Source organism: Kitasatospora sp. NPDC091335 (genome assembly GCF_044757205.1).
Lineage (GTDB): Bacteria > Actinomycetota > Actinomycetes > Streptomycetales > Streptomycetaceae > Kitasatospora.
Genome location: NZ_JBIVUM010000001.1, coordinates 533753 through 560650 on the forward strand (window position 1 = coordinate 533753; position 26898 = coordinate 560650).

The 26898-nt window shown below is 73.7% G+C and carries 25 protein-coding genes and 2 riboswitches; of the genes, 18 read left to right on the forward strand and 7 right to left on the reverse strand.

The genetic code is table 11. From position 1 onward, the window contains the following. Positions 1–5 precede the first annotated feature (5 nt). Positions 6–626, reverse strand: coding sequence for a heme-copper oxidase subunit III (locus ACIQOW_RS02385; RefSeq protein ID WP_049651835.1), 621 nt, complete (start codon positions 624–626; stop codon positions 6–8). Positions 627–1023: 397 nt separating this feature from the next. Between ACIQOW_RS02385 and ACIQOW_RS02390 the strand changes: the two genes are divergently transcribed. From ACIQOW_RS02390 to ACIQOW_RS02400, 3 genes are all read left to right on the forward strand, one after another. Next, positions 1024–1449 carry a hypothetical protein gene (locus ACIQOW_RS02390; protein ID WP_188297370.1) on the forward strand — a complete coding sequence of 142 codons (426 nt, stop codon included), beginning with the start codon at positions 1024–1026 and terminating at the stop codon, positions 1447–1449. Positions 1450–1561: 112 nt separating this feature from the next. Continuing rightward, positions 1562–2638: an anthranilate phosphoribosyltransferase gene (gene trpD, locus ACIQOW_RS02395; RefSeq protein WP_401078851.1), complete on the forward strand. Its 1077-nt coding sequence runs from the start codon at positions 1562–1564 to the stop codon at positions 2636–2638. 108 nt (positions 2639–2746) lie between these two features. Next, positions 2747–2865, forward strand: a riboswitch (SAM riboswitch). Positions 2866–2917: 52 nt separating this feature from the next. Beyond that, positions 2918–4297, forward strand: a complete 1380-nt coding sequence (locus ACIQOW_RS02400; RefSeq protein ID WP_401078854.1) for an aminotransferase class V-fold PLP-dependent enzyme — start codon at positions 2918–2920, stop codon at positions 4295–4297. A gap of 27 nt (positions 4298–4324) precedes the next feature. Here the strand turns inward: ACIQOW_RS02400 and ACIQOW_RS02405 are convergent, their stop codons facing one another. Further along, positions 4325–4606: an Lrp/AsnC family transcriptional regulator gene (locus ACIQOW_RS02405; RefSeq protein ID WP_188297367.1), complete on the reverse strand. Its 282-nt coding sequence runs from the start codon at positions 4604–4606 to the stop codon at positions 4325–4327. A 41-nt stretch (positions 4607–4647) separates the two neighbouring features. Then, the gene (locus tag ACIQOW_RS02410; RefSeq protein WP_401078858.1) at positions 4648–5430 is read right to left on the reverse strand and encodes a rhomboid family intramembrane serine protease; all 783 of its coding nucleotides are present in this window, start codon (positions 5428–5430) and stop codon (positions 4648–4650) included. A gap of 201 nt (positions 5431–5631) precedes the next feature. Here ACIQOW_RS02410 and ACIQOW_RS02415 point away from each other — a divergent pair, with 201 nt between their 5' ends. The 6 genes from ACIQOW_RS02415 (at position 5632) to ACIQOW_RS02440 (ending at position 12803) form a co-directional block, all read left to right on the forward strand. After that, the gene (locus ACIQOW_RS02415; protein WP_401078861.1) at positions 5632–5895 is read left to right on the forward strand and encodes a hypothetical protein; all 264 of its coding nucleotides are present in this window, start codon (positions 5632–5634) and stop codon (positions 5893–5895) included. A 214-nt stretch (positions 5896–6109) separates the two neighbouring features. Continuing rightward, entirely contained in the window at positions 6110–7459 is a 1350-nt protein-coding gene (locus ACIQOW_RS02420) for an NYN domain-containing protein (protein ID WP_401079775.1), read from the forward strand. Positions 7460–7659: 200 nt separating this feature from the next. After that, positions 7660–8697 carry an NlpC/P60 family protein gene (locus tag ACIQOW_RS02425; RefSeq protein ID WP_401078864.1) on the forward strand — a complete coding sequence of 346 codons (1038 nt, stop codon included), beginning with the start codon at positions 7660–7662 and terminating at the stop codon, positions 8695–8697. Positions 8698–9035: 338 nt separating this feature from the next. Continuing rightward, positions 9036–9189: riboswitch (cyclic di-AMP (ydaO/yuaA leader) on the forward strand. Positions 9190–9199: 10 nt separating this feature from the next. Then, positions 9200–10333, forward strand: a complete 1134-nt coding sequence (locus tag ACIQOW_RS02430; protein WP_401078867.1) for an NlpC/P60 family protein — start codon at positions 9200–9202, stop codon at positions 10331–10333. 227 nt (positions 10334–10560) lie between these two features. Next, the gene (locus ACIQOW_RS02435) at positions 10561–11607 is read left to right on the forward strand and encodes an NlpC/P60 family protein (protein ID WP_401078870.1); all 1047 of its coding nucleotides are present in this window, start codon (positions 10561–10563) and stop codon (positions 11605–11607) included. A 173-nt stretch (positions 11608–11780) separates the two neighbouring features. Further along, positions 11781–12803: a hypothetical protein gene (locus ACIQOW_RS02440; RefSeq protein ID WP_401078873.1), complete on the forward strand. Its 1023-nt coding sequence runs from the start codon at positions 11781–11783 to the stop codon at positions 12801–12803. Positions 12804–12887: 84 nt separating this feature from the next. Here ACIQOW_RS02440 and ACIQOW_RS02445 read toward each other — a convergent pair whose 3' ends face one another. After that, the gene (locus tag ACIQOW_RS02445) at positions 12888–14282 is read right to left on the reverse strand and encodes a glycosyltransferase 87 family protein (RefSeq protein ID WP_401078876.1); all 1395 of its coding nucleotides are present in this window, start codon (positions 14280–14282) and stop codon (positions 12888–12890) included. Positions 14283–14494: 212 nt separating this feature from the next. Here ACIQOW_RS02445 and ACIQOW_RS02450 point away from each other — a divergent pair, with 212 nt between their 5' ends. Beyond that, on the forward strand, positions 14495–15631 hold the full coding sequence (locus ACIQOW_RS02450) for a glycosyltransferase family 4 protein (RefSeq protein WP_401078879.1): 1137 nt from the start codon (positions 14495–14497) through the stop codon (positions 15629–15631). 63 nt (positions 15632–15694) lie between these two features. On the opposite strand, the gene ACIQOW_RS02455 is transcribed toward ACIQOW_RS02450, so the two are convergent. Continuing rightward, entirely contained in the window at positions 15695–17488 is a 1794-nt protein-coding gene (locus tag ACIQOW_RS02455) for an AMP-dependent synthetase/ligase (protein WP_401078882.1), read from the reverse strand. Positions 17489–17840: 352 nt separating this feature from the next. On the opposite strand from ACIQOW_RS02455, the gene ACIQOW_RS02460 reads away from it, so the two are divergent. From ACIQOW_RS02460 to ACIQOW_RS02480, 5 genes are all read left to right on the forward strand, one after another. After that, positions 17841–18302, forward strand: a complete 462-nt coding sequence (locus ACIQOW_RS02460; protein WP_401078889.1) for an SRPBCC family protein — start codon at positions 17841–17843, stop codon at positions 18300–18302. Positions 18303–18325: 23 nt separating this feature from the next. After that, on the forward strand, positions 18326–19498 hold the full coding sequence (locus ACIQOW_RS02465; RefSeq protein ID WP_401078892.1) for an ArsA family ATPase: 1173 nt from the start codon (positions 18326–18328) through the stop codon (positions 19496–19498). 93 nt (positions 19499–19591) lie between these two features. Continuing rightward, positions 19592–20077 carry a DUF5304 family protein gene (locus ACIQOW_RS02470; protein WP_401078895.1) on the forward strand — a complete coding sequence of 162 codons (486 nt, stop codon included), beginning with the start codon at positions 19592–19594 and terminating at the stop codon, positions 20075–20077. A 192-nt stretch (positions 20078–20269) separates the two neighbouring features. After that, complete coding sequence (locus tag ACIQOW_RS02475; protein ID WP_401078898.1) at positions 20270–21214, forward strand: ROK family glucokinase; 945 nt, start codon at positions 20270–20272, stop codon at positions 21212–21214. A 209-nt stretch (positions 21215–21423) separates the two neighbouring features. Further along, the gene (locus tag ACIQOW_RS02480) at positions 21424–22164 is read left to right on the forward strand and encodes an endonuclease/exonuclease/phosphatase family protein (RefSeq protein WP_401079777.1); all 741 of its coding nucleotides are present in this window, start codon (positions 21424–21426) and stop codon (positions 22162–22164) included. A gap of 3 nt (positions 22165–22167) precedes the next feature. On the opposite strand, the gene ACIQOW_RS02485 is transcribed toward ACIQOW_RS02480, so the two are convergent. After that, positions 22168–22959 (reverse strand): hypothetical protein, encoded by a 792-nt coding sequence (locus ACIQOW_RS02485; RefSeq protein ID WP_401078901.1) that lies wholly within the window; start codon positions 22957–22959, stop codon positions 22168–22170. Further along, on the reverse strand, positions 22952–23746 hold the full coding sequence (locus tag ACIQOW_RS02490; protein WP_401078904.1) for an alpha/beta hydrolase: 795 nt from the start codon (positions 23744–23746) through the stop codon (positions 22952–22954). The genes ACIQOW_RS02485 and ACIQOW_RS02490 overlap by 8 nt, the downstream gene beginning before the upstream one ends. A 200-nt stretch (positions 23747–23946) precedes the next feature. Here ACIQOW_RS02490 and ACIQOW_RS02495 point away from each other — a divergent pair, with 200 nt between their 5' ends. Genes ACIQOW_RS02495 through ACIQOW_RS02505 form a run of 3 tightly spaced genes read left to right on the forward strand, consistent with a single transcriptional unit; the run spans position 23947 to position 26756 of the window. Then, positions 23947–24786 (forward strand): lysophospholipid acyltransferase family protein, encoded by an 840-nt coding sequence (locus tag ACIQOW_RS02495; protein ID WP_401078907.1) that lies wholly within the window; start codon positions 23947–23949, stop codon positions 24784–24786. Between the two features lie 51 nt (positions 24787–24837). Further along, the gene (gene macS, locus ACIQOW_RS02500; RefSeq protein ID WP_401078909.1) at positions 24838–26064 is read left to right on the forward strand and encodes a MacS family sensor histidine kinase; all 1227 of its coding nucleotides are present in this window, start codon (positions 24838–24840) and stop codon (positions 26062–26064) included. Further along, on the forward strand, positions 26061–26756 hold the full coding sequence (locus ACIQOW_RS02505; RefSeq protein WP_401078912.1) for a response regulator: 696 nt from the start codon (positions 26061–26063) through the stop codon (positions 26754–26756). Before macS ends, ACIQOW_RS02505 begins: the two co-directional genes overlap by 4 nt. Positions 26757–26898 lie beyond the last annotated feature (142 nt).

Genomic DNA, 26898 nt, shown 5'->3' on the forward strand with positions numbered 1-26898 from the left:
GCTGGTTACTTGATCAGGTAGATGGTCGCGAACAGGCCGATCCACACGACGTCGACGAAGTGCCAGTAGTACGACACGACGATCGCGGCGGTGGCCTGCTCGTGCGTGAAGCGCTTGGCTGCGTACGTCCGTCCCAGGACCAGCAGGAAGGCGATCAGACCACCCGTCACGTGCAGCCCGTGGAAGCCGGTGGTCAGGTAGAACACCGTGCCGTACGGGTCGGAGGACAGCGAGAGGCCGTCCTTCTTGACCAGCTCGGTGTACTCGAAGACCTGACCGCCGATGAAGACCGCGCCCATGGCGAACGTGAGGATGAACCACGCACGGAGCTTCTTCACGTCACCACGCTCGGCCGCGAACACGCCGAGCTGACAGGTGAGCGAGGAGAGCACCAGGATCGTGGTGTTGACCGAGGAGAAGGGCACGTTGAGGGCGTGGGCCTTCTCGGTCCAGAACTCCGGCCCCTTGACGGAGCGGAGCGTGAAGTACATCGCGAAGAGGGCCGCGAAGAACATCAACTCGGAACTGAGCCAGACGATCGTTCCGACGCTGACCATGTTCGGCCGGTTGACCGATCCGTGCGCGTGCCCGGTTTCTACTGCTGTTGCTGTCGCCACGACGGACATTATGTCGGTCCCTTATTCCGTCTTCACGCCGGGGGGTGTCCCTCGGAGTGTCCGGTGCGTGCGGTATGCCCGCTTGGAGGCCGGTGGGGGGCCCGGACGGGGACTGAGCAGCGGCGTGTCCCTTTTCTGATGGTTCCTCGGAGGAGCCCGAGACCCCCTTGCCCGGCGCGCCGTTGCACGGTCGGAGTAGCCGCAGGAGGTAGGGGGGAGGGGCTCCGGGTCGGCCGTACGGGTGGACTGGCCGGGGTCGGGTGACGGGCCGTCCTCCGGGCGGGTGAGCCGGGGGCGCGGCGGGTTGGCGAGGAACGTGCGCGAGGGGGACTCGGCGGAGGGTGATCGGGAGTAGCATCCGGATCAGGCGAACGTGGTCCGGATCACACTTGAGGGAGCAGGGTCCATGGCGTACACGACCGATGAGACGCTCACCGTCCTCGTCTACAGCGACGACCGCAACACCCGTGAGCAGGTGCTGACGGCGCTCGGCCGCCGGCCCGCCGAGGATCTTCCGGAACTGTCCTACCTGGAGTGCGCGACCACCCCCGCGGTGCTCAAGGCACTGGAGAAGGGGGGCGTCGACCTCTGCGTGCTGGACGGCGAGGCGGTGCCGGCCGGCGGGCTGGGCCTCGGGCGGCAGCTGAAGGACGAGATCTACGGCTGCCCGCCGGTGCTGGTGCTGATCGGCCGGCCGCAGGACTCCTGGCTCGCCGCCTGGAGCCGGGCCGACGCCGCCATCTCCCACCCGGTGGACCCGGTGGCGCTGGCCGGGGCGGCCGCCACCCTGCTGCGGGCGCGGCTGGCGAAGCGGACTCCGGCCGTCCGCTGACCGACGTCCGGTGGGCGAGAAGAGCGGCCGTCGCGGCGGCTCCGCTCGATAGGCTGGCTCCATCCGTACGGACGTCCCCCCGCGCGGGGAACCGACAACAGTGGAGTCAGCCATGGTGAACGTGAACCCTGCGAACGGCGGTAGCGACCCCGTGCAGGTGGTCCGCACCTGGCCGGACCTCCTGGCGGCGCTGTTGCAGGGGGAGGACCTCGACCGTTCGTCCACCGCGTGGGCGATGGACCGGATCATGAGCGGCGAGGCGTCCCCCGTCCAGGTGGCCGGGTTCATGATCGCGCTGCGGGCCAAGGGCGAGTCGGTCGACGAGATCGCCGGCCTGGTCGACGCGATGTACGAGCACGCCGAGCCGCTGGAGATCCCCGGTCCCGCGGTGGACATCGTCGGCACCGGTGGCGACCGGGCGAAGACCGTCAACATCTCCACCATGTCGGCGATCGTCGCGGCGGCCGCCGGCGCCAAGGTGGTCAAGCACGGCAACCGGTCGGCCTCGTCCACCAGCGGCTCCTCGGACGTGCTGGAGAAGCTCGGGGTGGCGCTGGACCTGTCCGCCCGGCGGGTGGCCGAGGTGGCCGAGGAGGTCGGGCTCACCTTCTGTTTCGCGGCGAAGTTCCACCCCTCGATGCGGCACGCCGCCACCGCCCGGCGCGACCTCGGGGTGCCGACCGCCTTCAACATCCTCGGTCCGCTGACCAATCCGGCCAAGGTCAAGGCCCACGCCATCGGCTGCTTCGACACCCGGCTGGCCGGGCTGATCGCCGGGGTGCTGGCCGGGCGGGGCGCGACGGCACTGGTCTTCCGCGGCGACGACGGGCTGGACGAGCTGACCATCACCACCACCTCGCAGGTGTGGGTGGTGCGCGACGGGGTGGTCACCGAGACCTCCTTCGACCCGCGGGACGTCGGCATCGAGCTGGTCGGCATCGAGGCGCTGCGCGGGGCGGACGCCTCGTACAACGCCGAGGTCGCGCGGCGGGTGCTGGCGGGGGAGCACGGGCCGGTGCGGGACGCCGTCCTGCTGAACACGGCGGCGGCGCTGGTCGCGGTCGACCTGGGCGACGCGCCGCTCCCCGAGCAGCTGGCGGCGGGCATGGCGCGGGCGGCGAAGGCGATCGACTCCGGTGCCGCGCAGGACCTGCTGCGGCGCTGGTCGGAGGCCACCAGCCGGATCTGAGACGGCAGTTGGGGAGCCCGGGCCGGCGCACCGGCCCGGGCTCCGGTGCTGTCCGGATGCTGGATGTCCGTTTGACCGACCGCTGGACGCGGCCTAGAGTCTTCGCCAGGTCATGAGTGACAGCGCGAAGCCCCAGCTTGCTGTCCGGCAACCCTCCGTCCGTGGCGGGGTGCCCTGGGTGAGGACCGGGTCGTCACGGCAAACCGTCCGTGCGGCAAGCGCGGACACCCGACGACTAGCACTCCCGGGGGTCCCATACCCCCCAAGGAGTGCGTTCTCATGTCCCTGGCCACCGAAATCTGCGCCCCGCTCGCCGTCCTCGGCTCCGACGTCCAGGTCCCGCTCGCCAGTGGTGAGAAGGTCGGCTACGCGGCGCTCGACTACGCGGCCAGCTCGCCGGCCCTCCAGCGGGTGTGGGACGACGTCGCCGCCTACGCGCCGTACTACGGCAGCGTGCACCGCGGGGCCGGGTACCTCTCGCAGCTGTCCACCGACCTGTTCGAGCAGAGCCGCCGCACCGTCGGCGAGTTCCTCGACCTGCGCGAGGGCGACCAGGTGGTCTTCACCCGGGCCACCACCGACTCGCTCAACCTGCTGGCCACCGCCGTTCCGGCCGGCACCCGGGTGTTCGCCTTCGAGACCGAGCACCACGCCTCGCTGCTGCCCTGGGCGCACGCCGGACTGGGCGTCACCTACCTGCGCGCGCCGCGTTCGCGGGCCGAGGCGGTGGCCGCGCTGGACGCCGCGCTCGCCGAGGCGCCCGAGGGCCCCAAGCTGCTCTGCGTCACCGGCGCCTCCAACGTGACCGGCGAGCTGTGGCCGGTCGCCGAGCTGACCGCGACCGCCCACCGGCACGGCGCCCGGGTGGTGCTGGACGCCGCCCAGCTGGCACCGCACCACCGGGTCTCGGTGCGCGAGCTGGACGTCGACTGGATCGCCTTCTCCGGCCACAAGATCTACGCGCCGTTCGGCGCCGGCGTGCTGGCCGGCCGGGCGGACTGGCTGGACGCGGCCGAGCCGTACCTGGCCGGCGGCGGGGCGACCAGGACGGTGGCCAGGGAGACCGACGGCTCGGTGGCCGTGCAGTGGCACACCGGTCCGGCCCGGCACGAGGCCGGCTCGCCGAACGTCATCGGCGCCTACGCGATCGCCTCGGCCTGCCGGGCGCTGACCGAGGCCGGCTTCGACGCGCTGGAGGCCCGCGAGGAGCGGCTGGTCGCCCGGCTCACGGCGGGGCTGGCGGAGATCCCGCAGGTCAAGGTGCTCAACCTGTTCGGCGAGGGCTCGGCCCGGGTGGGCGTGCTGTCCTTCGTCGTCCAGGGCTGGAACAGCTCGCACTTCTCGGCCGCGCTGTCCGCCGAGTACGGCATCGGGGTGCGCGACGGCCTGTTCTGCGCCCACCCGCTGGTGCGCACCCTGCTCGGGGACGAGGACGTGGCCCCGTCGGAGTGCGGTGCGCCGGAGCCCTCGTTGCCGGGCGAGCGCAGCCTGAACGCGATCCGGGTGAGCTTCGGCGCCGGGACGCCGGACGAGCACGTCGACCGCTTCCTGACGGCCGTCCGGGAGCTGGTCACGGACGGCGCGAGCTGGAACTACCGCAACGAGGGCGGGCGTTGCGTCGCGACCGTGCAGATCGACAGGGCGCGTCGGGAGGGCTGAGCCCCGAAGGAGAGACCCCGCGCCCCGCTACTCGTCCAGGCCGAGGGCGAAGGCGGCTTCCAGGTCGTGCTGGGAGTAGGTGCGGAAGGCGATCTGGGTCTCGGTGTCGGCCACGCCCGGGACCTTGTTCAGCCGGCCGGGGATGACCTCGGCCAGGTCGTCGTGGTGGCGGACCCGCACCATCGCCACCAGGTTGTAGCCACCGGTCACCGAGTAGACCTCGCTGACGCCCTCGATGGCGGCGATGGACTCGGCGATCTCCGGGATGCGGTCGACACTGGTCTTGATCAGGACGATGGCGGTGATCACGGTTCGGGCTCCTTTGTGAGGTGCCGCCAGCGTATCGGGCGTCAGCCGGGCCGTCGCGGGGGGTGGCGGACCGCGGTACAGGCGTAGAGGAACCCAGCCGAGAAGCCGATCACGTGCACCAGGTAGGCGACCCCGGGGCCGGCCGAGTGCACCGACCACCACTGCAGGGCGAACCAGAGGCCGAGCACCAGCCAGGCGGGGAAGCGCAGCGGCAGGAAGAACAGCAGCGGGACGAGGGTGGTGACCCGGGCCCGAGGGTGGAAGCGCAGATAGGCCCCGAGGACGGCGGAGATCGCCCCGGACGCCCCGATGAGCACCCGGGTGGAACCCGGCGAGTGCGCCTCGGCGAGCGCGAAGCCGTACGTGCTCACGCTTCCGGCGGCGAGGTAGAAGAGGGCGTACCTGACCCGGCCCAGCCGCCGTTCGACGGTGGGGCCGAAGACGTGGAGGAAGAGCAGGTTGCCCAGCAGGTGCAGCCAGCCCGCGTGGAGGAAGAGCCCGGTGAGGACGGACAGGGACGGGTGCTTGCCCGGGGTCGGGGCGGCCGGGCAGCCGGGGACCGGGTCGGGGGCCTCGGCCAGCTGCTCGGCGGTCAGCGGCCGTCCGGCCAGCAGCTCGGCGGGGACGGCGCCCCAGCGCTGCTCGTACCGCTGCTCCGCGCAGACCCTGGCCTGGCCGGTGCCGTACAGCGGGTTGAGGCCGGCCGCCGGGGCGAACAGGAAGACCAGGGTGTTGAGCGCGATCAGGGCGTAGCTGACCACGGGGACGGGCACCGCCGGGCGGTCGCCCCGGGCAGCGGTGTGGTCGGGGGCCGCGAGCGCCATGCGGCCAAGCATCCCTCCGGGCGCCGCAGGTGACACCGTGGTTTACGGCAGGTGGACTAGCCCGGGTGTTCAGGCAACCGGTGGTCGCGACGGCAGCCCCAGGCAATAGGCTTGGGGCGGGCATTCCCGCCTCCCGCCGCCGATGCCGGGGCTCCGGGGGGAGCGCCTGGCCCACGCAGGGATCACCCGAGAGGACCCCCGATGACCGTCCCCGCTCTGACCGCCGAGACGCGCTGGCGCTGCACCCTGTGCGGCAACCTCACCCGCTTCGACGTCACCCGCACCGCGCGGGTGACCGAGTTCCTGCACTTCGACCTGGCCGGCGGGTCCAAGGTCGAGGAGACCGAGGTACTGAGCGAGACCATCGAGTCGGTGCGCTGCCGCTGGTGCAACGCGGTCGACCAGGTCGAGCTGGTGGCCAGGCCTGGCGCCGAGGGCACGGAGGCCGCCGCCGAGCAGGGCTGACCCCGTCGGTGCGGCGGGCGGGTGCGCGGCATGCCCGTCCGCCGCACGGGACAATACAGAACAAGACGCACGGAGCGTGACGACAGGGGCGGCCGCGGCCGTACCCCGCTGGACCAGGATCGGAGCCGAGGACGTGGTGGACGCAGCGAAGGAGCCCGGCGAAGAGCGGGGGCTTCAGCCCGCTGCGGCCGAGGCCCCGGCCGAGCCGGCCCGGGTGGAGGACGGTTCCTCCGAGCCCGCGGTGGAGCGCGCGGCCGAGAAGCTCGACCGGCCGCTGCCGGAGGGCGTGCGCCGGCGCGTGGTCGGGCTGGCCTCGGACGCGCTCGGCGGGCTGCCGCCGGCCGAGCTGCCGCAGAGCCTGCGCCAGTACGTCAAGTTCACCCCGGCGCGGCGGGCCAAGTACGCGGCCACCGCGCTGGCGGCGGCGCTGGAGTCGGAGCCGGCCTTCCGGGTGCGGATAGCGGAGCGGCTGAGACTGGGGCAGCCGGACCTGGTGAAGGCGCTGGAGTCGGGCACCGTTCCGAGCGCCGCCGACCCGATGGACGTCGCGGCCGCCGCCTACCTGGTGCGGTCGGCCGGCTGGAGCCGGCTGGTGGCCGAGGCCGGCGAGGAGGTCGAGCGGGCCGGCGCCGAGGACGCGGCCGCGGAGGCGACCCGGCTGGTGGAGAAGCTACAGGCGGAGCTGGCCGAGGTGCGGGCCTCCGCGCGGGCTGACCTGGACCGGCAGCGGACCGAGTCGGACGGCGTCCGCAAGGAGGCCGAGTCGCTGCGCAAGAAGGTGCGGTCGCTGGAGAGCGACACCCGAAGGGCGCAGGCCGAGACCCGCAGGCTGGCCGGCGAGCTGGAGGCCGCGAAGGCGCAGGCCGCGACCGAGCGCGGCGCGGTGGAGACCGAGGCGCGCCGGCTCAGGCACCGGGTCTCCGAGCTGGAGAACGCGGCCGAGCAGGGCCGCCGGTCGGCCCGTGAGGGGCGCAGCGTCGAGGACATGCGGCTGCGGCTGCTGCTGGACACCGTGCTGCAGTCGGCCCAGGGGCTCCAGCGGGAGCTGGCGCTGCCGGTCTCCCAGATCCGTCCGGCGGACCTGGTGGAGGCGGTGGTGCCGGGGGCGGCCTCGCCGCACGACGTGGCGCGGCGCGGCCTCGCCGAGGACGATCCGGCGCTGCTGGACCAGCTGCTGGCGATCCCCCAGGTGCACCTGCTGGTGGACGGCTACAACGTGACCAAGACCGGCTATCCGGCGCTGCCGCTGGAGCAGCAGCGGATCCGGCTGCTGGGCGGGCTGGCGATGCTGGCCCAGCGCACGCAGGCGGAGGTCACCTGTGTGTTCGACGGGCAGGACCTGGACGTCCCGGTGATCATGGCGCCACCGCGCGGGGTCCGGGTGCGGTTCAGCCGGACCGGGGAGACCGCGGACGAGCTGATCCGCCGTCTGGTGCGGGCCGAGCCGCAGGGCCGTCCGGTGGTGGTGGTCTCCACCGACCGGGAGGTCGCGGAGGGCGTGCGGAAGGCCGGCGCGCGCCCCGTGGCCTCGGTGTTGCTGCTGAACAGACTGGCCCGGCCCTGAGTCCGGACCGGATGGAATGATGCCTGGTCAGGGGTGGTTCCGAGCGGGTGTGCGGGTCTTGTGACGTCAGCGTGGGAACCGGATTTCACGCCTACGGGGGAGTAGCAGAACGGGTAGATGTTCACTAGGGTCTGGCGTCAAACCTATTTTCCGGAATCTCACCCCATCAGGTGAGTCCGATGGAAGAAGGAGCCGGACCCTTGGCATCCCACCGCCGTCCCAAGCAGCCGAGCCGCGCACGGATCTCCGTGCTCACCGCCGCCGCTGCGACCGCGGTCGCCCTCTCCGCCCAGGTGGCCGCGCACGCCGCGCCGCAGCCGAACAAGTCGGACGTCAAGGCGCAGATCGACCAGCTCCAGGAGGAGCAGGAGCAGGCGGCGGAGAAGTACAACGGCGCCAAGGAGCGGGCCGACCAGCTGCGCAAGCAGTCCGGCCAGCTCCAGGACCAGGTGGCCCGCGGCCAGGAGCAGATGACGCAGCTGCAGGGCGGCCTCGCCGAGGTGGCGGGCGAGCAGTACCGCACCGGCGGCATCGACCCGTCCGTCCAGCTGATGCTCTCCTCCGACCCGTCCGGCTACCTGGACAAGGCCTCCACCATCCAGCAGGCCGGCACCAGCCAGGCCGAGGCGCTCAAGGGGCTGCTGGACCAGCAGCGCCGGCTGGACCAGCAGAAGACCGAGGCGGCCACCGTGCTCGCCTCGCTGGAGAGCACCACCAAGGACCTGAACCAGGCCAAGACGGACGTCAACACCAAGCTGAAGGCCGCCCAGGACCTGCTGAACTCGCTCAGCGCCGCCGACCGAGCCGCGCTGCGGGCCCAGCAGACGCAGGAGGACCGCGCCTCGCGCGGCAGCGACCGGGTCGACCTCGGCAGCCTGCCGCCGGCCGGCGGCCTCGCGGCGGTGGCGGTGTCCAAGGCGATGGGCAAGCAGGGCTCGCCGTACGTGTGGGGCGCCACCGGATCGACCACCTTCGACTGCTCGGGCCTGATGGTCTGGGCGTACGGCCAGGCCGGCGTCTCGCTGCCGCGCACCTCGCAGGAGCAGGGCCACTACGGGACCAAGGTGCCCTCGCTGGACCAGGCCCAGCCGGGCGACCTGGTGGTCTACGGCAACGACATGCACCACGTCGGGATGTACATCGGCAACGGCATGGTGGTCCACGCGCCGCACACCGGCGACGTGGTGAAGGTGATGAAGGCCGACGCGATGTCGATCAACACCATCCGCCGGGTCTGACGGCCCGACACGCCGGAGGGGCCCCTTTCCCGGACCTGTGATCAGCGCCACCCCCTTGTGGGGGTGGCGTTCGGGTTTTCGGCGTTTCGTGACCGCATGGTGAGAACTGATCAGCCTTACGTGTGGCAGTGGTCACCATCGGTCATTTTCACAAAAGAACTTTGGCAATCTTCTGTCTTTTTTCTGACAAGGATTTGAACCGATCACGGTTCAGTTACTAGGGTCGTGCCCTGAACCACCGCACTCTCGATCGCCCAGCCAGGGTGGCGGCGGTGGTTTCCGTCGAGTTCGCAAGGCAGCGGGGCAGGTCGAAGCGACTGCCCGACAGGGGAGCCCAGTTCGTGGGGGCGCTGCGGAGCGGAGCCGGGGAACCACGTTCCTCCGGGGTGAATCGGCGCCAGGTCGGCCGGTGGAACGGCCGTGAGGCGTCGTAGGGCATGCTTCCGGCCCGAACCCGTCAGCTCACCCGGTAGGCGGCCGTAGGAAGAAGGAGTCCGCCTTCGTGGCGTCCCATCGTCGTCCCAAGCCCGCCGGCCGCGCCCGCGTCTCGATCCTGACCGGAGTCGCCGCCGCAGCCGTCGCCCTCTCCGCGCAGTCCGGCGCCCACGCCGACCCGCAGCCGACCAAGGAACAGGTCAAGGAGCAGGTCGACCAGCTCAACGAGCAGGCCGAGGTCGCGACCGAGAACTACAACGCCGCCCAGGCCAAGCAGCAGGAGCTGGAGAAGCAGGTCTCCGGCCTCCAGGACCAGGTGGCCCGTCAGCAGTCCCAGGTGACCGAGCTCCAGGGCGGCCTGGCCGAGATCGCCGGCGAGCAGTACCGCAACGGCGGCATCTCGCCGACCGTCCAGCTGATGTTCTCCTCCAGCCCGGAGGGCTTCCTCACCCAGGCCGGTGCGCTGAACCAGGCCGGTGCGACCCAGAAGGGTCAGCTGAAGGAGCTCCAGGAGCAGCAGCGCAAGCTCGACCAGGACCGCAACGAGGCCCAGGGCAAGCTCGCCGAGCTGGAGTCCACCACCCAGCAGCTGAAGACCGCCAAGCAGGACGTCCAGGGCAAGCTGAAGGCCGCCCAGGACCTGCTGAACACCCTGACCGAGCAGGAGCGCCAGGCGCTGCGCCAGGCCGAGGAGAAGGCCGCGGCCGAGGCCAAGGTCAAGGCCGACGCCGCCAAGGCCGAAGCGGCCAAGGCGCAGCAGCAGGCCGACCGCGCCTCGCGCGACAACAGCCGCAGCGACATCTCGACCGGTTCGGCCGCCGCCGCGCCGGTGAAGGTCGCGGCCGGCAGCTCCCGCGGTGCCGCCGCCCTCTCGTACGCCGCCTCCAAGGTCGGCAGCCCGTACGTCTGGGGCGCCACCGGCCCGGGTTCCTTCGACTGCTCCGGTCTGATGGTCTGGGCGTACAACCAGGCCGGCGTGTCGCTGCCGCGCACCTCGCAGGCGCAGGCCTCGGCCGGCACCCGGATCGGCACGGACATCTCCCAGGCCCAGCCCGGCGACCTGCTGATCTTCTACACCGACGCCCACCACGTCGGCATCTACGCCGGCAACGGCCAGGTGCTGCACGCGCCCAGGACGGGCACGAACGTGCGCTACGAGGCGGTCACCAACATGCCGCTGACCGGCATCGTGCGGGTCTGATCCCCGCTCGGACGCTTCCGGGCCCGGCCTTCCTCGGGGAAGGCCGGGCCTGCGGCTTTTCCGGAAGGTCGAGCTGATGTCCGATTAGTGGGCGAATATTCGGGTTAGGAGGGGTTTGGACTCGGTTGCCCGGACTCGCTAACGTCTGCCACCGGACTCCCGCTCGACGGCCGCCCACCATGGCGCGGCGGCGGGGACCGCGCCGCAGGATTGGAGCCGCTGCCGCCATGCCCGTGCACCGTCGTTCCCAACTGCTCGCCCGGGCGCTGGTGCTGACCGCGGCCGCCGCCACCGCGCTGGGCGTGGCCACCGGAGGCAGCGCCCAGGCCGCCCCCGGCAGCCCGGACCCGGCCGACCGACAGGACGTCAAGGCGCAGGTGGAGCAGCTGTACGACGAGGCCGAGCAGGCGTCCGAGAAGTTCAACGCGGCGCAGGAGGCCCAGCGGCGCCTCCAGGGCGAGACCACCATCCTCCAGGGCGAGATCGCCGGCGCCCAGGACCAGCTCAACCAGCTGCGCGGCGACCTGGCGACGGTGGCCGGGGCGGAGTACCGCGGCGGCGGCATGACCCAGACGGCCCAGCTGATCCTCTCGACCGACCCGGAGGGCTACCTGGCCCGCGCCCGCGCCATGGGCCAGGCCGCCGCCCGCCAGCAGGAGAGCCTGCACGAGCTGATCACCCGGCAGCGCCGGCTCGACCAGCGCCGCACCGAGGCGGCCGACAAGCTCGCCGAGCTGGACCAGGCCCGCCGGTCGCTCGCCGACGGCAAGCAGCAGATCCAGCAGCGGCTGGCCAAGGCGCAGAAGCTGCTGAACGGCCTGGGCGGCGCCGAGCGGGCCCGGCTGGCCGCCCAGGACGCCAGGGACGCCGAGCGCCGCGCCACCCGGGGCACCGACCGGCTGGACCTCGGCACCGCCCCGCCCGCCTCCGAGCGCGGTGCGGCCGCGCTGGCCGCCGCGGTGCGGATGATCGGCTCCCCGTACGTCTACGGGGCCGCCGGCCCGCACGCGTTCGACTGCTCGGGTCTGATGTACTACAGCTGGCGGCAGGCCGGAGTGACCCTGCCGCGCACCTCGCAGGCCCAGGCGTACGCCGGGCAGCGGATCAGCCTGTCCGAAGCGCGACCGGGAGACCTGGTGATCTTCTACCGGGACATGCACCACGTCGGCATGTACGCCGGCGGCGGCGTGATCGTGCACGCCCCCCGCCCGGGCGCCAGGGTCCGCTACGAGAGCGTCGGCGCCATGCCGGTCTCCGGGGTGGTCCGGCTCTGAGCACCCCGCCGACCGACCCCGCCGACATACCCGGCTCCGGCCCCCGACGCACGCTGTCCAGGCGCGGCGCGCTGCTGCTCGCGGCCGGCGGGCTGACCCAGCTGTCGCTGCCGCCGGCCGCCCCCGCGGCGCCCGCGGCGCGGACGGCGGACCGCCGCGGGCAGGTGGCCGCCGTGCTCGCGGAGCGGGTGCGCTCGGCGCCGCCCTGGTCCGGGCTGCCGGTGGCCGGGGCGGAGTACCGCAACCTGGTGCTCGCCGGGGCCGGCGGGCCGGAGCGGCTCACCGCCGCCGCCGACCTGGCGGTGCGGATCGCCGGGTACGACGAGTACCCGATGGTGTACCCGCGCCGGATCGAGCTGGTACGGGCCGGGGCCGACTGGCGGGTCGAGCGCGAGGAGGCCGCGAGCGGGCCGCCCGCGCCGTGGGACTTCGGGCCGCTCCGGTCGGCGCCGGGCGCGCACTGCCTGGTGCTCGGGCCGGCCGCCGGCCCCGACCCGGCCGAACTGGTCGCGGTGGGGGACCGGGCGGTGCCCGCCGTCACCGAGGTCTGGGGCGGCGACTGGCCCGGGCGGCTGCTGCTGGAACGGCCCGCCACCGGAGAGCAGTTCGCCCGGCTGCTGGAGGGCGACCCGGCCGGCTGGACGGGCATGGCGGCGGTCACCGTGGCCGCCGCCGGCGCGCCCTGGCACACCCCGGCGGACCGGGTGCTGGTCAACCCGGAGGCGTACCGGCGGCTCAGCGACTTCGGCCGCCAGGTGGTGGTCACCCACGAGGCCACCCACGTCGCGACCAGGGCCGACACCCGGGCCTGGACCCCGCTGTGGCTGTCCGAGGGCATCGCCGACTGGACCGCCTACCGCGACTCGGGCCGCAGCCCGCGGCAGATCGCCCCCGAGCTGGCCAGGGACGTCGCCGACGGGAAGCTGCCCACCGCGCTGCCCGCCGACCAGGACTTCACCGCCGGCGCGACCGGCATCTCCCAGGCCTACGAACAGGCCTGGCTGGCCTGCGAGCTGATCGCCCGCGAGCACGGGCCGGGCCGGCTGGTCGCCCTCTACCGGGCGGTCGGCGCGGCGGACGGGCAGGGCGAGGACCGGGAGCGCCGCACCGACCGGCTGCTGCGCCGCGAACTGGGTGTCGGCCTGGACGACTTCACCCGGCTCTGGCTGGAGCAGGTGGCGGCGCTGAAGGGCTGAACAGCGGCCCCGCTGTGTTGGTCCGCGGTGCCGCTGTGCCGGTCGGCGGCGCCGCCGGGCTGATCGGCGCCGTTGAAGGGCCGGTCAGCGGCGCTGCTGGGCCGGGGTGCCGGGGCGGCGCCGCTCGACCGGGGCGCCCGGGTGGTCGATGCCGTCCAGCAGGTCCTGCTCGTAGGCGATGCCGGGGCGCACCGGGTAGCCGGCGGCCGACAGCTCGGCGGGCTCGCGGTCCAGCACCACGGTCGGCGGCAGCGCCGCCCCGCCACGGGTGGAGCGCCAGAGCCGGACGCAGGAGAGCAGGGCCGCGGCCAGCAGCAGCAGGTTGCGCAGGGCCAGCACGGCGACCGCCGCCGGGCCGCTGGCCAGCACCTGGGAGAACATGATCGGGAATTCGAGCAGGGTCAGCGGGCAGGCGAGCAGGATCAGCACCGCCACCGGCCGCTGGCTGGTGCTGCGCACGGTCAGGCAGACCGCCGCGACGCCGATCAGCCAGACCAGGTACTGCGGGCTGATCACCCGGCTGGTCACCACGAAGATCAGCAGCGCGCACAGCGCCGCGTCGTACATGGTGGCCGCGTTGCGGCGCTTGGAGGTGAAGCGCCACAGCAGCAGCCAGGCGAAGCCCAGCAGGGTGCCGGCCATCATCACCTTGCTGATCACGGCGACCCACGGCCCGAGCATCTCGGGGGAGCCGTAGTTCATGGTGACCCGGCCGTCCCAGGTCCCGGCGATCCTGGCGAGGTGCAGCGGCAGCGCGCCGAGCGACTCGACCTCGATGCCGCGGTCCTTCTGGAAGGCCAGGAAGTCGAAGGCGCCGTTCATCCCGGCCGTCAGCAGGAAGCCGATGGAGACGGCGGTGGCGCCGGCCAGCGTCCAGGAGCGGCGGGTGCGGCGGCCGGAGGGGGTGCCGATCAGGCCGATCAGCGGCCAGATCTTGACGATGCCGCCCAGGCCCAGCAGCACCCCGCCGACCGCCGGGCGGCGGATCAGCGCCAGCAGGCCGGCCAGGGCGACCGCGGTGACGATGACGTCGAAGCGGTTGTAGATCATCGGGCCGAGCAGCGGGACGCCCACCACCCACATCCAGGCACCGGTCAGCGCCCGGCCCCGGCGCAGGCCGGTGCGGACCAGCAGCGCGGTCGCGGCGGCGTCGGCGATCCCGCAGATCACCCAGAACGAGACCAGGTACGACCAGGGCAGCAGGCCCGGCAGCAGGATCACCAGGGCGGCGCCCGGCGGGTACTGCCAGGTCACGTCGTCGAACGGGAAGGTGCCGGTCTGGAGCACGCCGTACCAGGCGTGGTAGATCATCCAGACGTCGGCGGTGACGTCGCCACCCGCCTTCAGCACGCCCGTCACCATCAGCACCAGCAGGGCGCGGGTGGCCGTCCAGGTGGCACCGAGCGCGGCGAGCGCCCCGAGCGGGCGGCCGAGGCGGCCGCGCGACGACACGGACTCGGTGGCCGGGGCCAATTCCACTGCGCTCCCTCGTTCGTCTCGTACGTCCTCACCGGAGGCGTCGTACCGACGGACGCCCGGGCCGCCGTAGCGCGGCCTAGGTACTAGGACTGACCCGGGGGTCAAACGGTTGCCGTGTGCGGTTCCGTTCCCGGCGGGTCATGGTGTTGACCTATCGTACGGATCACCCAGCGGTACACCGCGCACCCCCCGACCGAGCGAGCCGTGGCCTGATGCACAGAACCTTGATCGTCACCAATGACTTCCCGCCCCGCCCCGGTGGCATCCAGGCCTTCGTCCACAACATGGCCGTCCGTCAGCCCGCAGGCGGCATCGTGGTGTACGCCTCGACCTGGCGGGACGGCAGCGAGGTGGCCCGCTTCGACGCCGAACAGCCGTTCCCGGTCATCCGGGACCGGACGAAGGTGATGGTTCCCACACCCCGGGTCACCCGGCGGGCCGCCGAGATCCTGCGCGCGGAGAAGTGCGACTCGGTCTGGTTCGGCGCCGCCGCCCCGCTCGGGCTGATGGCGCCCACGCTGCGCGGGGCCGGGGCCGGGCGGCTGCTCGGCATGACGCACGGGCACGAGGCCGCCTGGGCCCAGCTGCCGGGCTCCCGGCAGCTGCTGCGGCGGATCGGCGCGGGCACCGACGTGCTGACCTACCTGGGCGAGTACACCCGCTCCCGGATCGCCGCCGCGGTCGGGCCGCAGGCCGCGGCCCGGATGGCGCAGCTGCCGCCGGGCGTGGACGAGTCGGCCTTCCACCCGGACTCCGGGGGCGCCGAGGTGCGCCGCCGGCTCGGGCTGGCGGACCGTCCCGTGGTGGTCTGCGTCTCCCGGCTGGTGCCGCGCAAGGGCCAGGACACCCTGATCGAGGCGATGCCGCAGATTCTCGCCGACGTGCCGGACGCGGTGCTGCTGATCGTCGGCGGCGGCCCCTACCGGGCGGACCTGGAGAAGCTCGCGGACGCCAGGGGCGTACGGGCCTCGGTGCGGTTCACCGGCTCGGTGCCGTGGGAGGAGCTGCCCGCCCACTACGGGGCCGGGGACGTCTTCGCGATGCCCTGCCGCACCCGGCGCGGGGGGCTGGACGTGGAGGGCCTGGGCATCGTCTACCTGGAGGCCTCGGCGACCGGACTGCCGGTGGTCGCGGGGGACTCCGGCGGCGCGCCGGACGCGGTGCTGGAGGGCGAGACCGGGTACGTGGTGCCCGGCGGTTCGGCCCCGGCGGCGGCCGAGCGGATCGTCCGGCTGCTGCGCGACGAGGAGCTGCGGCGGCGAATGGGCGAGGCCGGGCGGCGCTGGGTGGAGCGCTCCTGGCGCTGGGACCTGCTGGCCGGGCGGCTGACCTCGCTGCTGGCCGGGTGACGCACGGGCCTTGGGCCCCGCCTCCTTCGCGGAGGCGGGGCCCGGCCCGCGTGCCGGCGGCGGCTACTTCCGGTAGATCGCCTCGATGTCGGCGGAGAAGTCCTTCAGCACGACGTTGCGCTTGAGCTTGAGCGAGGGCGTCAGGTAGCCGGCCTCCTCGGAGAACTCGGTGTCCAGCAGCCGGAACTTCTTGACCGCCTCGGCGTGCGAGACGGCGGCGTTGCCGTCGTCCACCGCGGTCTGGAGGGCGGCCAGCAGGTCCGGGTCGGCGGCGAGGTCGGCGACGGTGGCGTCGGCGGGCTTGCCGTTGAGCTCCTTCCACTTCGGGAAGAACTCCGGGTCGACGGTGATCAGGCAGGCGACGAAGGGCTTGCGGTCGCCGACCACCATGACCTCGCCGACCAGGGCGTGGGCCCGGATCCGGTCCTCGATCACGGCCGGGGCGACGTTCTTGCCGCCGGCGGTGACGATGATCTCCTTCTTGCGGCCGGTGATGGTCAGGTAGCCCTCGGAGTCCAGCGAGCCGAGGTCGCCGGTGGCGATCCAGCCGTCCCTGAGGGTCTCGGCGGTGGCCTTCGGGTTGTTCCAGTAGCCGGTGAAGACGTGCGGGCCCTTGAGGAGGACCTCGCCGTCCTCGGCGATCCGGACGGAGGAGCCGGGCACCGGCTGGCCGACCGTCCCGATCTTCGGCTTGTCGCACGGGTTGAAGGCGGTGGCCGCGCAGGTCTCGGTCAGGCCGTAGCCCTCCAGGACGGTGAAGCCGATGCCGCGGTAGAAGTGGCCGAGGCGCTCGCCGAGCGGGGCGCCGCCGGAGATGGCGTGGGTGGCCCGGCCGCCGAGGGCGGCGCGCAGCTTGCTGTAGACGAGCTTGTCGAAGACCGCGTGCTTGAGCCGCAGCACCAGGCCCGCGCCACCGGCGTCCAGCGCGCGGCTGTACGCGATCGCGGTGTCGGCGGCCTTGTCGAAGATCTTGCCCTTGCCGTCGGCCTGGGCCTTGGCGCGGGCGGTGTTGTAGACCTTCTCGAACACCCTGGGCACGCCCAGGATCAGGGTCGGCCGGAAGGCGGCCAGCTCGGCGGTGACGTCCTTGACGTCGGAGACGTGGCCGAGCTTGATCGGGGCCATCGCCGGGGCGATCTCGGCGATCCGGCCGAGCACGTGGGCCAGCGGCAGGAACAGCAGGACCGAGCTGTCGCCGGTGCGGAACAGCGGGGCCAGGCGCTCGACGACGTTGCCGCACTCGGCCAGGAAGTTGCCGTGCGTCAGCTGACAGCCCTTCGGGCGGCCGGTGGTGCCCGAGGTGTAGACGATGGTGGCGATCGAGTCGGGGCCGGCGATCCCGCGGCGCTCGTGGACCGTCGCGTCCGGGACGTCCTTCCCGGCCTCGGCCAGCGCGGCGATCGCCCCGCCGTCGATCTGCCAGGTGTGCGCCAGCTCCGGCAGCCGGTCGCGGACCTCGCCGACCACCCGGACGTGCTGCTCGGTCTCGGTGATCACGGCGACCGCGCCCGAGTCGCCGAGGATCCACTCGACCTGCTCGGCGGAGGAGGTCTCGTACACCGGCACGGTGATCGCGCCGGCCGTCCAGATCGCGAAGTCCAGCAGCGTCCACTCGTACCGGGTGCGGGACATGACGCCCACCCGGTCGCCCGGCCGGATGCCCGTGGCGATCAGGCCCTTGGCGGCGGCGTGCACCTCGGCCAGGAACTGGACCGACGTCAGTTCCCGCCACCGGCCGTTCACCTTCCGGCTGAGCACGGCGACGTCCGGGTGCTCCTCGGCGTTCCGGTGCACCGGGTCGGCGAGGTTGCCACCGCTGGGTACCTGGTAGAGGGCCGGAAGGCTGAAGTCGAGCAAGACTGCTCCTCGTTCGCGACGCTGCGGGACGGCAGGACGTTACTGCCCGGTAGGCAGCTTCGACCAGAGGGGTCGGCTCCGGTGTTCGAAGTGTCACACCCGGCCGGGTCCGACCTGGACGTGACCGGGTCGTTCGAATGGCACCCTACGGCAGCGGAGAGCGACCGGCCGGTAACATGCCGGGCCCTCCGACGGCTCTGACCCGCCCGTTCGTCTCCGCGGCGGGCCGCGCCCGCCGGTCCGCCGCGGCCCGCGCCGCCGAGCCGATCTCCGGTCGCGATAGCCTGCTCCGGGCGGACCGGGCCGAGCGCGCCCCGGCCGTCAGCAGCGGGACGACGCGGAGGGCCATTCCATGGCGGAGCACACCAGGTCGAGCATCACCATCGACGCGACCCCGGCCACGGTCATGGCCGTGATCGCCGACTTCGCCGCCTACCCGGCCTGGACCGGAGAGGTCAAGGAGGTCGAGGTCCTGGAGACCGGAGGGGACGGCCGCGCCGCCCGGGTCCGGCTGCTGCTCGACGCCGGCGCCATCCGGGACGAGCACGTCCTCGCCTACACCTGGGACGGCGACCGCGAGGTCTCCTGGACCCTCGTCCGCAGCCAGATGCTCCGCTCGCTGGACGGCTCCTACACCCTCGCCCCGCTGGCCGGCGGCCGCACCGAGGTGACCTACCAGCTCGCCGTGGACGTCAAGATCCCGATGCTCGGCATGATCAAGCGCAAGGCCGAGAAGGTCATCATCGACCGCGCCCTGGCCGGCCTGAAGAAGCGCGTCGAGGACGCCGGCGGCAAGAAGCCCGCCCAGGGCTGACACACCGAACGGGGGCTGACGGCATGACGGCGACACGCACCATCCTGGTCAGCGGCGACGCGGGCGCGCCCACGGTGGCCGCCGCCACCGCGCTGCACGCCGCCCGGCGCGGACACCGCACCTGGCTGCTGGCCGCCGACGATCCGCACCACACCCTGGACTCCGTCCTCGGCACCCGGCTGGAGCCCGAACCGCTCCTGTACGCACCGGGCCTGACCGTCTCCCGGATCGACGAGCAGGCGGCCTTCCGCTACGCCGTCGGCGAGCTCGCCGGCCGGCTCAAGCCCGCCCTCGACCTGCTCGGCGCCGAACAGCTCGACCCCGAGGAACTCACCGCCCTCCCCGGTATCGCCCGGCTCGCCCTGCTGCGCGCCCTGCCCGCCGCCGACCACGACGTCCTGGTCGTGCTCGCCCCGGCGCCCGCCGAACTGATCGCCACCCTCGCCCTGCCCGAGCAGCTCGCCCGCTACCTGGACCGCCTCGTCCCCGAGCAGCGGCAGGCCGCCCGGGCGCTGCGCCCGCTGCTCGCCGGGCTGGCCGGCGTCCCGATGCCCGCCGACTGGCTGTACGAGGGGCGCACCAAGGCCACCGCGGCGCTCGCCGAGTCCCGCGACGCGATCACCGGACCCGGCACCAGCGTCCGGCTGGTCGTCCGTGCCGACGGCCACCCGTACCGGGAGCTGCGCCGGATCAGGGCGGGGCTCGCGCTGCACGGGCACCGGCCGGACGCCGTGGTGGTGCACGGCGCGCTCCCGGAGGCGGCCGTCTCCTCTCCCGACCCGTGGCTGGCCGCGCTGGCCCGCCGCCGGCAGGAGGAGCTGACCGGGCTCGCCGCCGAGACCGACGCCCCCGTGCTGGTCGCGGGCCTGGCCGACGCCACCCTGGAAGCGGTCGCCGACCGGCTCTACGGGGACGGCGGGGGGCCGGAGCGGCTCGCCCCCGCGCCCTGGCCGGTCGAGGACCGGCTCGCCGAGGAGGGCCTGCTGGTCTGGCACCTCGACCTGCCCGGCGCCGACCGCACCGAGCTGGACCTGGTCCGCCGGGGCGACGAACTGGTGCTCGGGCTCGGCACCCACCGCCGGGTGCTCGTCCTGCCCTCCGCGCTGCGCCGCTGCACGGTGGCCGGGGCGGGGCTGCACGACGGGGTGCTCTCGGTGCGGTTCGCGCCGGACCCGGCGCTCTGGCCGCGGGGCTGACGGGCACTCGGGCCTTTCCTGGCCGCGCGGCCGGTCGGGTAGCGTCGGGCCGGAGGGCCGCGGGGTGCGGCCACGGCTGAGGAGGCGCCCGCGATGACCAGCACCGACGACCGTACCGAGCCCGGCGACGACCGTACGGAGCCCTCCGGCGATCGTGCCGAGTCCTCGGGCGGCTCCGGCGATCGCGCCGGGCAGGACGGCGGGCAGGACGGCGGGCAGTCCCACCCGTTCGGGCCGGAGCTGGGCCCGCTGGTGGACGAGGTGCGCCGGTTCGCCGGCGCGCTGGGCGAGAAGGCCCAGGAGGCCGGCGCCACCACCCTGATCACCCTGTCCGGGCTGGCCGACAAGCTGCGCGACCAGCAGCCGGAGGTCTACTCCCACCTCTCCGCCGCCGGTACCGGGCTCGCCGCCGCGGGCACCGAACTGCTGGCCGCCTACCGCGCCGCCGTGGCCGGGCACGAGAGCCGCTGGACCGCGGGGCAGGGCGCGTCGGCCGAGAAGATCGACCTCGACCTCGACCTCGACGCGGACGCCGAAGCCGATCTTGACGAGAGTGACGAGCCGTCCGCCAAGCAGTGAAACCGTTAATTTCGGAGCGTGATCACGCTGCTCACTTGCGTCACGAAGATGGAGATTAGATACGACTTTTGAAGCGTCGCGGCTCGGTTCTCCCAAGATTGTCTTCGGATAATGTATGCGAGGTTGTGTACGGAGGCAGGGTTGGGCGGTAGCGTTCCGTCCAGCGGGAACGAGTGAATAGCTGAGGGACACATGGCTCTGACCATCGGCGTCGATGTCGGCGGGACCAAGATCGCGGCAGGCGTGGTCGACGAGGCGGGCGCCATCCTGGCCCGGACCAGGGTGCCCACCCCGGCCGACCCGCAGTGGGCGGTGGACGCCATCGCGCAGGTCGTGCGCGAGCTCAAGGAGCAGCACCCCGACGTGGCGGCGGTGGGTGTCGGAGCCCCCGGATTCGTCGACAGCAACCGCTCCACGGTGATCTTCGCCCCCAACATCGACTGGGAGAACGAGCCGCTGCGCGGGCGGATCGAGGAGCTCACCGGCCTGTCCGTCGTCGTCGAGAACGACGCCAACTGCGCCGCCTGGGCCGAGTTCCGTTTCGGTGCGGCCGCCGACCACCGCGACATGGTGCTGATCACCGTCGGTACCGGCATCGGCGGCGGCATCGTCCTGGACAGCCGGCTGCACCGCGGCCGCTTCGGCGTGGCCGGCGAGATCGGCCACCTCAACATGATCCCCGACGGCCTGCCCTGCGGCTGCGGCGGCAAGGGCTGCTGGGAGCAGTACGGCTCCGGGCGCGCGCTGCGCCGCTACGGCCGGGAGAAGGCGGCGGCCGACCAGGTGCGCGGCCGCCGGATGCTGGAACTCAACGACGGCGTCGCCGAGACCATCCGCGGCATCCACATCACCCAGGCCGCCGAGGAGGGCGACCCGCTCGCCCTGGAGTGCTACGCCGAACTCTCCGACTGGCTGGGCCGCGGCATGGTCGACCTCGCCTCGCTGTTCGACCCGGGCGTCTTCGTGCTCGGCGGTGGCGTCTCCGACTCCGGCCGCCTGCTGCTCGACCCGGTCGCCAAGGCGTTCGAGCACTACCTGACCGGCGGGGTGCACCGCCCGCGTGCCGACATCGTGCTGGCCTCGATGGGCTCCGCGGCCGGCATCGTCGGCGCGGCGGACCTCGCCCGCACCGCCTGACACCCTCTCCAGCCCGCCGGCGGCGGTGCGACCGGGTCCCGACCGATCCCGGACGCGCCGCCGCCGTCGCACGTCCGGGGCCGGCCGCGTACGGTCGGAGCGATCCGGTGACGATGCCCAGGGGAGGACCATTGAGCGCCGCGAAGACGACCGCTGCCGTGACCGAGACCGCCGCTGTGACCGAGAGCGAGACCGAGGCCGGGACCGCCGTGGCCGTCGGACCGCTGCCACCGTCCGGCCCCGGCCGGCTGCGCCTGCTCAGCTACAACATCCGCTCGCTGCGCGACGACCGGCGGGCACTGGCCCGGGTGATCAGGGCCTGCGAGCCGGACCTGGTCTGCGTCCAGGAGTCCCCGCGCTACTGGCGGCCCGAGGGCCAGGCCGCCTGGCTGGCCGGGAACACCGGCACCACCGTGCTGGCCGGCGGCGGCCGGACCGCCGCCGGTCCGCTGCTGCTCGGCCGGCCCGGCGCGGTGGAACTGCTCGGGGTGCACGACCGGCTGCTACCCAAGACCCGCGGCCTGCACGCCAGGGGCTTCGCCACCGCGCTGCTGCGGTTGCCGGGCTCGGCGCCGTTCACCGTCACCAGCTGCCACCTCAGTCTGGACCAGGAGGAGCGGTACGGGCAGTTCGAGCTGCTGCTCGACCAGCTGGCGATCGCCGAACTCGGCGTCGTGGCGGGGGACTTCAACGAGCACCCGGACGGGCCCGGCTGGCAGCTGCTGGCTTCCCGGCTCCAGGACGGGCACTCGACCGCGCCCTGGGGCGGCGAGTTCACCTCGGTACCCGAGCGCCCCTACCAGCGGATCGACGCCGTGTTCGCCACGCCCGGGATCACCGTCCTCGGCTGCGGGGTGCCGCACGGGCTGCCCGGCGTCACCGAGGCCGACCTGCGGGCCGCCACCGACCACCTGCCGGTGCTCGCCGTCCTGGAGATCCCGAGGCCCTAGGGACTAGACCACCGCGCCGTTGTCCGGGTCCTCCGGTTCGTCCTCGTCGCGGTCCTTCATCCGCGCGACCAGGGTGACGAAGCCACCGAGGAAGGCGGTGATCCCGACCCAGGCGGGCCAGCCGGAGACCTCCCGCCAGACCACCGCGTCGACCAGCAGCAGGGCCGGGCCGCCGAGCACCGCCAGCCAGGCGAACTTGGCGGTCACGTCGGCAGCGGGCAGCGGCGGGGGCTCCGGCGGGACGAAGTGGCCCTCGTCGGTCTCCTCGGCCAGCTCGAAGTCGCGCGGGCCCGAGCCGCCGGCCGGCATCACCGGCCGGCCGGAGCGGGGGCGGGGCTGCGGGGCGAGGTCGGAGAGGTCGTCCTGCTCGCCGCGGCCGTCGGGGCCGCTCTTGTGGCCACCCTTGAGCTCGTTCTGCGCCCGGAGGTTCTCGACCTCGGGCCAGTTGGGGTTGTTGAGGTCGACGGGGTCGTCGAACTGGGCGACCAGGGCGGCGAAGATCTCGTCCTGCTCGGCCTGGCTGCGCTCGGGCGTGCGGCGCGCCCGGCGGTCGACGGGGGCCTGCGGCTCGGCGGCCTCCCCGGCGGGCTCCTTGACCGACCCCTTGACCGGGTCCCTGAGGGGCGGGGGCGTCGCGGCGCCGTCCTGGCCGGTACGGTCCGTCGGCGCACCGCCCGGGACGGCGGCGTCCGTCCCGCGGTCCTTCGCTCCGCCGTCCTTCGTCGCGCCGTCCTCGCGGGGAGCCTCGTCCCCGCCCGCCGTGCTGCTCTCGTGCACTTCCGGCCCTTCAGCCATGGTGATCGTCGGATTCGACCCGGGTGACGCCCGCCGCGTGCGCGGGAGCCAGCCGTCGGATGAAGTCCTGGCTCGCCGCGAATATTTCCGCCGCGTCGTGGTCCAGCGTCGCGACGTGGAAACTGCGCCGGCACAGCCGCTCCGTCACGTCCGTCGAGGATATCCGGGCCAGTACCAGTTCCGAGTTGGCCGGCGAGACGACGTGGTCCCGCGGGCTGTGGAAGAGCAGCACCGGCTGGGTCACCTCCGGCAGCAGCCGCCCGACCTCCCGCCAGAGCCGGCTCAGCGACCAGGCGGCGTGCAGCGGGGTCCGGTCGTAGCCGACCTCGGTGGCACCGGCCCTGGCGATGTCGCCGGCGACCCCGGGCACGCTGGGGACCAGGTGGCGCAGCACCGGCAGCAGCACACTCGCGGGGGTGTCCGGCCGCACCGACGGGTTGACCAGCACCAGCCCGGACACCGTCGGCCCGTGCAGCGCGGCGAGCCGCAGGGCCAGCGCGCCGCCCATCGACAGCGCGCAGACGAAGACCTGCTCGCACTCCTCGGCGAGCGCCAGCAGCTCGCGCTCCACCTCGGCGTACCAGTCCTCCCAGCGGGTGAGCTGCATGTCCTGCCAGCGGGTGCCGTGCCCGGGCAGCAGCGGCAGCGAGACGGTGAACCCGGCCGCCGCCAGTTCCCCGGCCCACGGCCGCAGCGACTGCGGCGAGCCGGTGAAACCGTGGCAGAACAGCACCCCCACCGGCCCGCCGCGGTGGCGGTACGGCTCGGCACCGGGCAGCAACGGCATGGCGGACTCCTTCGCGGGCGGACGGCGCTGGGGGAGGGGACGCTGGAGGGGGAGTGCTGCGAATCCGCATCGTCCCACGCTCCGCGCCGGGCCGTACACCCCCTCCGAGGGGCTCGGGCGGCCTCCCTTCGGCGGGGGCGGGCGCAGCGGGCGGTCGCGGGGCATTAGGATCGACCGGTCCGCATAACAGGAGGCCCGGGTTGTTCTACCGACTGATGAAGATGATCGTCGCGCCACTGCTTCGGCTCTTCTTCCGGCCGTGGATCGAGGGCGAGGAGAACATTCCCGCCGAGGGTGCGGCGATCATCGCGAGCAACCACCTGTCCTTCTCGGACTCGTTCTTCTTCCCCGCGCTGATCAGGCGCCGGGTCACCTTCATCGCGAAGGCCGAGTACTTCAACACCCCGGGGCTCAAGGGCCGGCTGACCGCGGCGTTCTTCAAGGGCGTCGGCCAGCTGCCGGTGGACCGCTCGGGCGTGCGCGGGGCCGGTGAGGCCGCGATCCGCAGCGCCATCGCGGTGCTGGACCAGGGCGAGCTGTTCGGCGTCTACCCCGAGGGCACCCGGTCGCCCGACGGAAAGCTGTACCGCGGCAAGGTCGGCGGCCTGGCCCGCGTCGCGCTGGCCACCGGTGCCCCGGTGATCCCGGTCGCCATGATCGACACCGAGAAGGTGCAGCCGCCCGGCCAGGTGGTCCCGAACTTCGGCATCCGCCCCGGCATCCGGATCGGCCGCCCGCTGGACTTCTCCCGCTACCACGGCATGGAGAACGACCGCTTCATCCTCCGTTCGGTGACGGACGAGGTGATGTACGAGATCATGCGGCTCTCCGGCCAGGAGTACGTGGACATCTACGCGACCGCCGCCAAGCGGCAGATCGCCGACGACAAGAAGAAGGCCGACGCCGAGCGCCGGGCCGCCGCCAAGGCCGAGAAGGCGGAGGCCGCCGAGGCGGAGAAGGCCGAGAAGGCTGCCGAGGCCGAGCGGGCGGAGAAGGCGGCGGAGGCGGAGAAGGCCGCCGAGCCGGGCAAGCCGGAGTAGGCGCCGGGGCCGCTCCGGCGGTCCCGACGGGCCCGGGGAGGGGCGGGGCGGATGACGGACGACGGTGGCAGAGCCGGCGCGGTCGGCGGCACGGTGGCGGTCGGCGGCATGTCCGTCGAGCTGCCGCTGTGGAAGGCGATCTCCTACTTCCGGGTGCTGGCCCTGTGCTACGCCCTGCTGCGGTACTTCAACTCGTACCTGCACTTCCTGCACCCGGTGGCCGGCTGGATCTTCCTCGGCGCGCTGACCCTCTGGACCCTGGCCAGCACCCGGGCCTTCGCCAATCCGCAGCGCTGCACCTGGTACGTCCTGGGCACCGACCTCACCCTCGCCGTCACCGGCATCGTGATGAGCGGCCTGACCGACTCCCCGGCCCGGATCAGCCACGGCGCGCCCACCCTGCCGACCATCTGGGCGGCCGGGACGGTGCTCGGCTTCGCGGCGAAGGGCGGCTGGCGCCCGGCGGCGGCCTCGGGCTCGCTGATCGGCGTCGCCAACATCCTCGGCCACGGCGGGCCGACCGGTGACAACATCCACAACATCGTGCTGCTGATGGTGGCGGGCTGCGCGATCGGCTACGTGATCGAACTGGCCAGGGCCAGCGAGGCCACGCTCACCCGGGCGCTCCAGGTCGAGGCGGCCACCCGGGAGCGCGAGCGGCTCTCCCGGGACATCCACGACGGCGTGCTCCAGGTGCTCGCCCTGGTCCAGCGGCGCGGCGCCGAGCTGGGCGGGGGGACGGCAGGCGGCGCGGACTTCGCCGAGCTGGGACGGCTGGCCGGCGAGCAGGAACGCGCGCTGCGGGCCCTGATGACGGCCGGTCCGCTGCCCGGGCAACGCGCGGCGCGGCCCGACGCGGCCGACCCGCGGGACCCGGACGAGCCGTGCGACCTCACCGCGCTGCTGCGCCCGTACGCGGACGAGCGGATCACGCTCTCCGCCCCCGGCACCCCGGTGCTGCTGCCGGGGCCGGCGGCCGGCGAGCTCGCGGCGGCGGTCGGCGCCGCCGTCGACAACGTGCGCAGGCACGCGGGGGAGCGGGCCGGGGCCTGGATCCTGGTCGAGGACGAGCCGGAGGCCGTCACGGTCAGCATCCGCGACGACGGCCCGGGCTTCGCCCCCGGGCGGCTCGGCGAGGCGGAGCGGGCCGGGCGGCTCGGTGTCTCCCAGTCCATCCGCGGCCGGCTGCTGGACCTCGGCGGCACGGCCGAGCTGTACTCGGTGCCCGGGGAGGGCGTCGAGGTCGAACTGCGCGTCCCGAGGAAGGCCACTCCATGACCAGCCAGCCGATGACCGATCAGCCGACCACCGACCGGCCGGTGCGGGTGATGGTGGTGGACGACCACCCGATGTGGCGGGACGCCGTCTCGCGTGACCTCGCCGAGGCCGGGCTGGACGTGGTGGCCACCGCGGGCGACGGCGAGGAGGCCGTCCGCCGGGCCCGCGCCTGCTCGCCGCAGGTGGTCGTGATGGACCTCAACCTGCCCGGCCTGTCCGGAGCCGAGGCGTGCCGTCAGGTGGTCGCGCAGGACCCGGCGGTCCGGGTGCTGGTGCTGTCCGCCAGCGGCGAGCACCAGGACGTGCTGGAGGCGGTGAAGTCCGGCGCGACCGGGTACCTGGTGAAGTCGGCCGGGCGGGAGGAGCTGCTGGACGCGGTGCGCCGTACGGCCGTCGGCGACGCGGTGTTCACCCCGGGCCTGGCCGGCCTGGTGCTCGGCGAGTTCCGCCGGCTGGCCGCCGAGCCGGCCCCGGCCTCGGCGCCGGCCGCCCCGCGGCTGACCGCCAGGGAGACCGAGGTGCTGCGGCTGGTGGCCAAGGGGCTGTCCTACCGGCAGATAGCCGACCGGCTGGTGCTGTCGCACCGGACGGTGCAGAACCACGTGCAGAACACCCTGGGCAAGCTCCAGTTGCACAACCGGGTGGAACTGGTCAGGTACGCGATCGAGCAGGGCCTGGACGACGAGATCTGAGCGCCGCCGGCCGCCGGCCCGTCGCGGGGGCCCCGGGGGGGGGGCGCCCCCCCGGGGCGCGCCCCCCGGGGGGGGGGGGGGGGGCGGGGCCCCCCCCCCCCCGCCCGCCCCCCTGTCCCCCCCCGCGCGGGGGGGGACCCAC

Excerpts from the sequence above, each read along its gene's own strand:
- ACIQOW_RS02385 (WP_049651835.1), bottom strand. The coding sequence starts at position 626 with ATGTCCGTCGTGGCGACAGCAACAGCAGTAGAAACCGGGCACGCGCAC.
- ACIQOW_RS02390 (WP_188297370.1), top strand. The coding sequence starts at position 1,024 with ATGGCGTACACGACCGATGAGACGCTCACCGTCCTCGTCTACAGCGAC.
- trpD (WP_401078851.1), top strand. The coding sequence starts at position 1,562 with ATGGTGAACGTGAACCCTGCGAACGGCGGTAGCGACCCCGTGCAGGTG.
- ACIQOW_RS02400 (WP_401078854.1), top strand. The coding sequence starts at position 2,918 with ATGTCCCTGGCCACCGAAATCTGCGCCCCGCTCGCCGTCCTCGGCTCC.
- ACIQOW_RS02410 (WP_401078858.1), bottom strand. The coding sequence starts at position 5,430 with ATGGCGCTCGCGGCCCCCGACCACACCGCTGCCCGGGGCGACCGCCCG.
- ACIQOW_RS02415 (WP_401078861.1), top strand. The coding sequence starts at position 5,632 with ATGACCGTCCCCGCTCTGACCGCCGAGACGCGCTGGCGCTGCACCCTG.
- ACIQOW_RS02435 (WP_401078870.1), top strand. The coding sequence starts at position 10,561 with ATGCCCGTGCACCGTCGTTCCCAACTGCTCGCCCGGGCGCTGGTGCTG.
- ACIQOW_RS02450 (WP_401078879.1), top strand. The coding sequence starts at position 14,495 with ATGCACAGAACCTTGATCGTCACCAATGACTTCCCGCCCCGCCCCGGT.
- ACIQOW_RS02460 (WP_401078889.1), top strand. The coding sequence starts at position 17,841 with ATGGCGGAGCACACCAGGTCGAGCATCACCATCGACGCGACCCCGGCC.
- ACIQOW_RS02465 (WP_401078892.1), top strand. The coding sequence starts at position 18,326 with ATGACGGCGACACGCACCATCCTGGTCAGCGGCGACGCGGGCGCGCCC.
- ACIQOW_RS02470 (WP_401078895.1), top strand. The coding sequence starts at position 19,592 with ATGACCAGCACCGACGACCGTACCGAGCCCGGCGACGACCGTACGGAG.
- ACIQOW_RS02475 (WP_401078898.1), top strand. The coding sequence starts at position 20,270 with ATGGCTCTGACCATCGGCGTCGATGTCGGCGGGACCAAGATCGCGGCA.
- ACIQOW_RS02485 (WP_401078901.1), bottom strand. The coding sequence starts at position 22,959 with ATGGCTGAAGGGCCGGAAGTGCACGAGAGCAGCACGGCGGGCGGGGAC.
- ACIQOW_RS02490 (WP_401078904.1), bottom strand. The coding sequence starts at position 23,746 with ATGCCGTTGCTGCCCGGTGCCGAGCCGTACCGCCACCGCGGCGGGCCG.
- macS (WP_401078909.1), top strand. The coding sequence starts at position 24,838 with ATGACGGACGACGGTGGCAGAGCCGGCGCGGTCGGCGGCACGGTGGCG.
- ACIQOW_RS02505 (WP_401078912.1), top strand. The coding sequence starts at position 26,061 with ATGACCAGCCAGCCGATGACCGATCAGCCGACCACCGACCGGCCGGTG.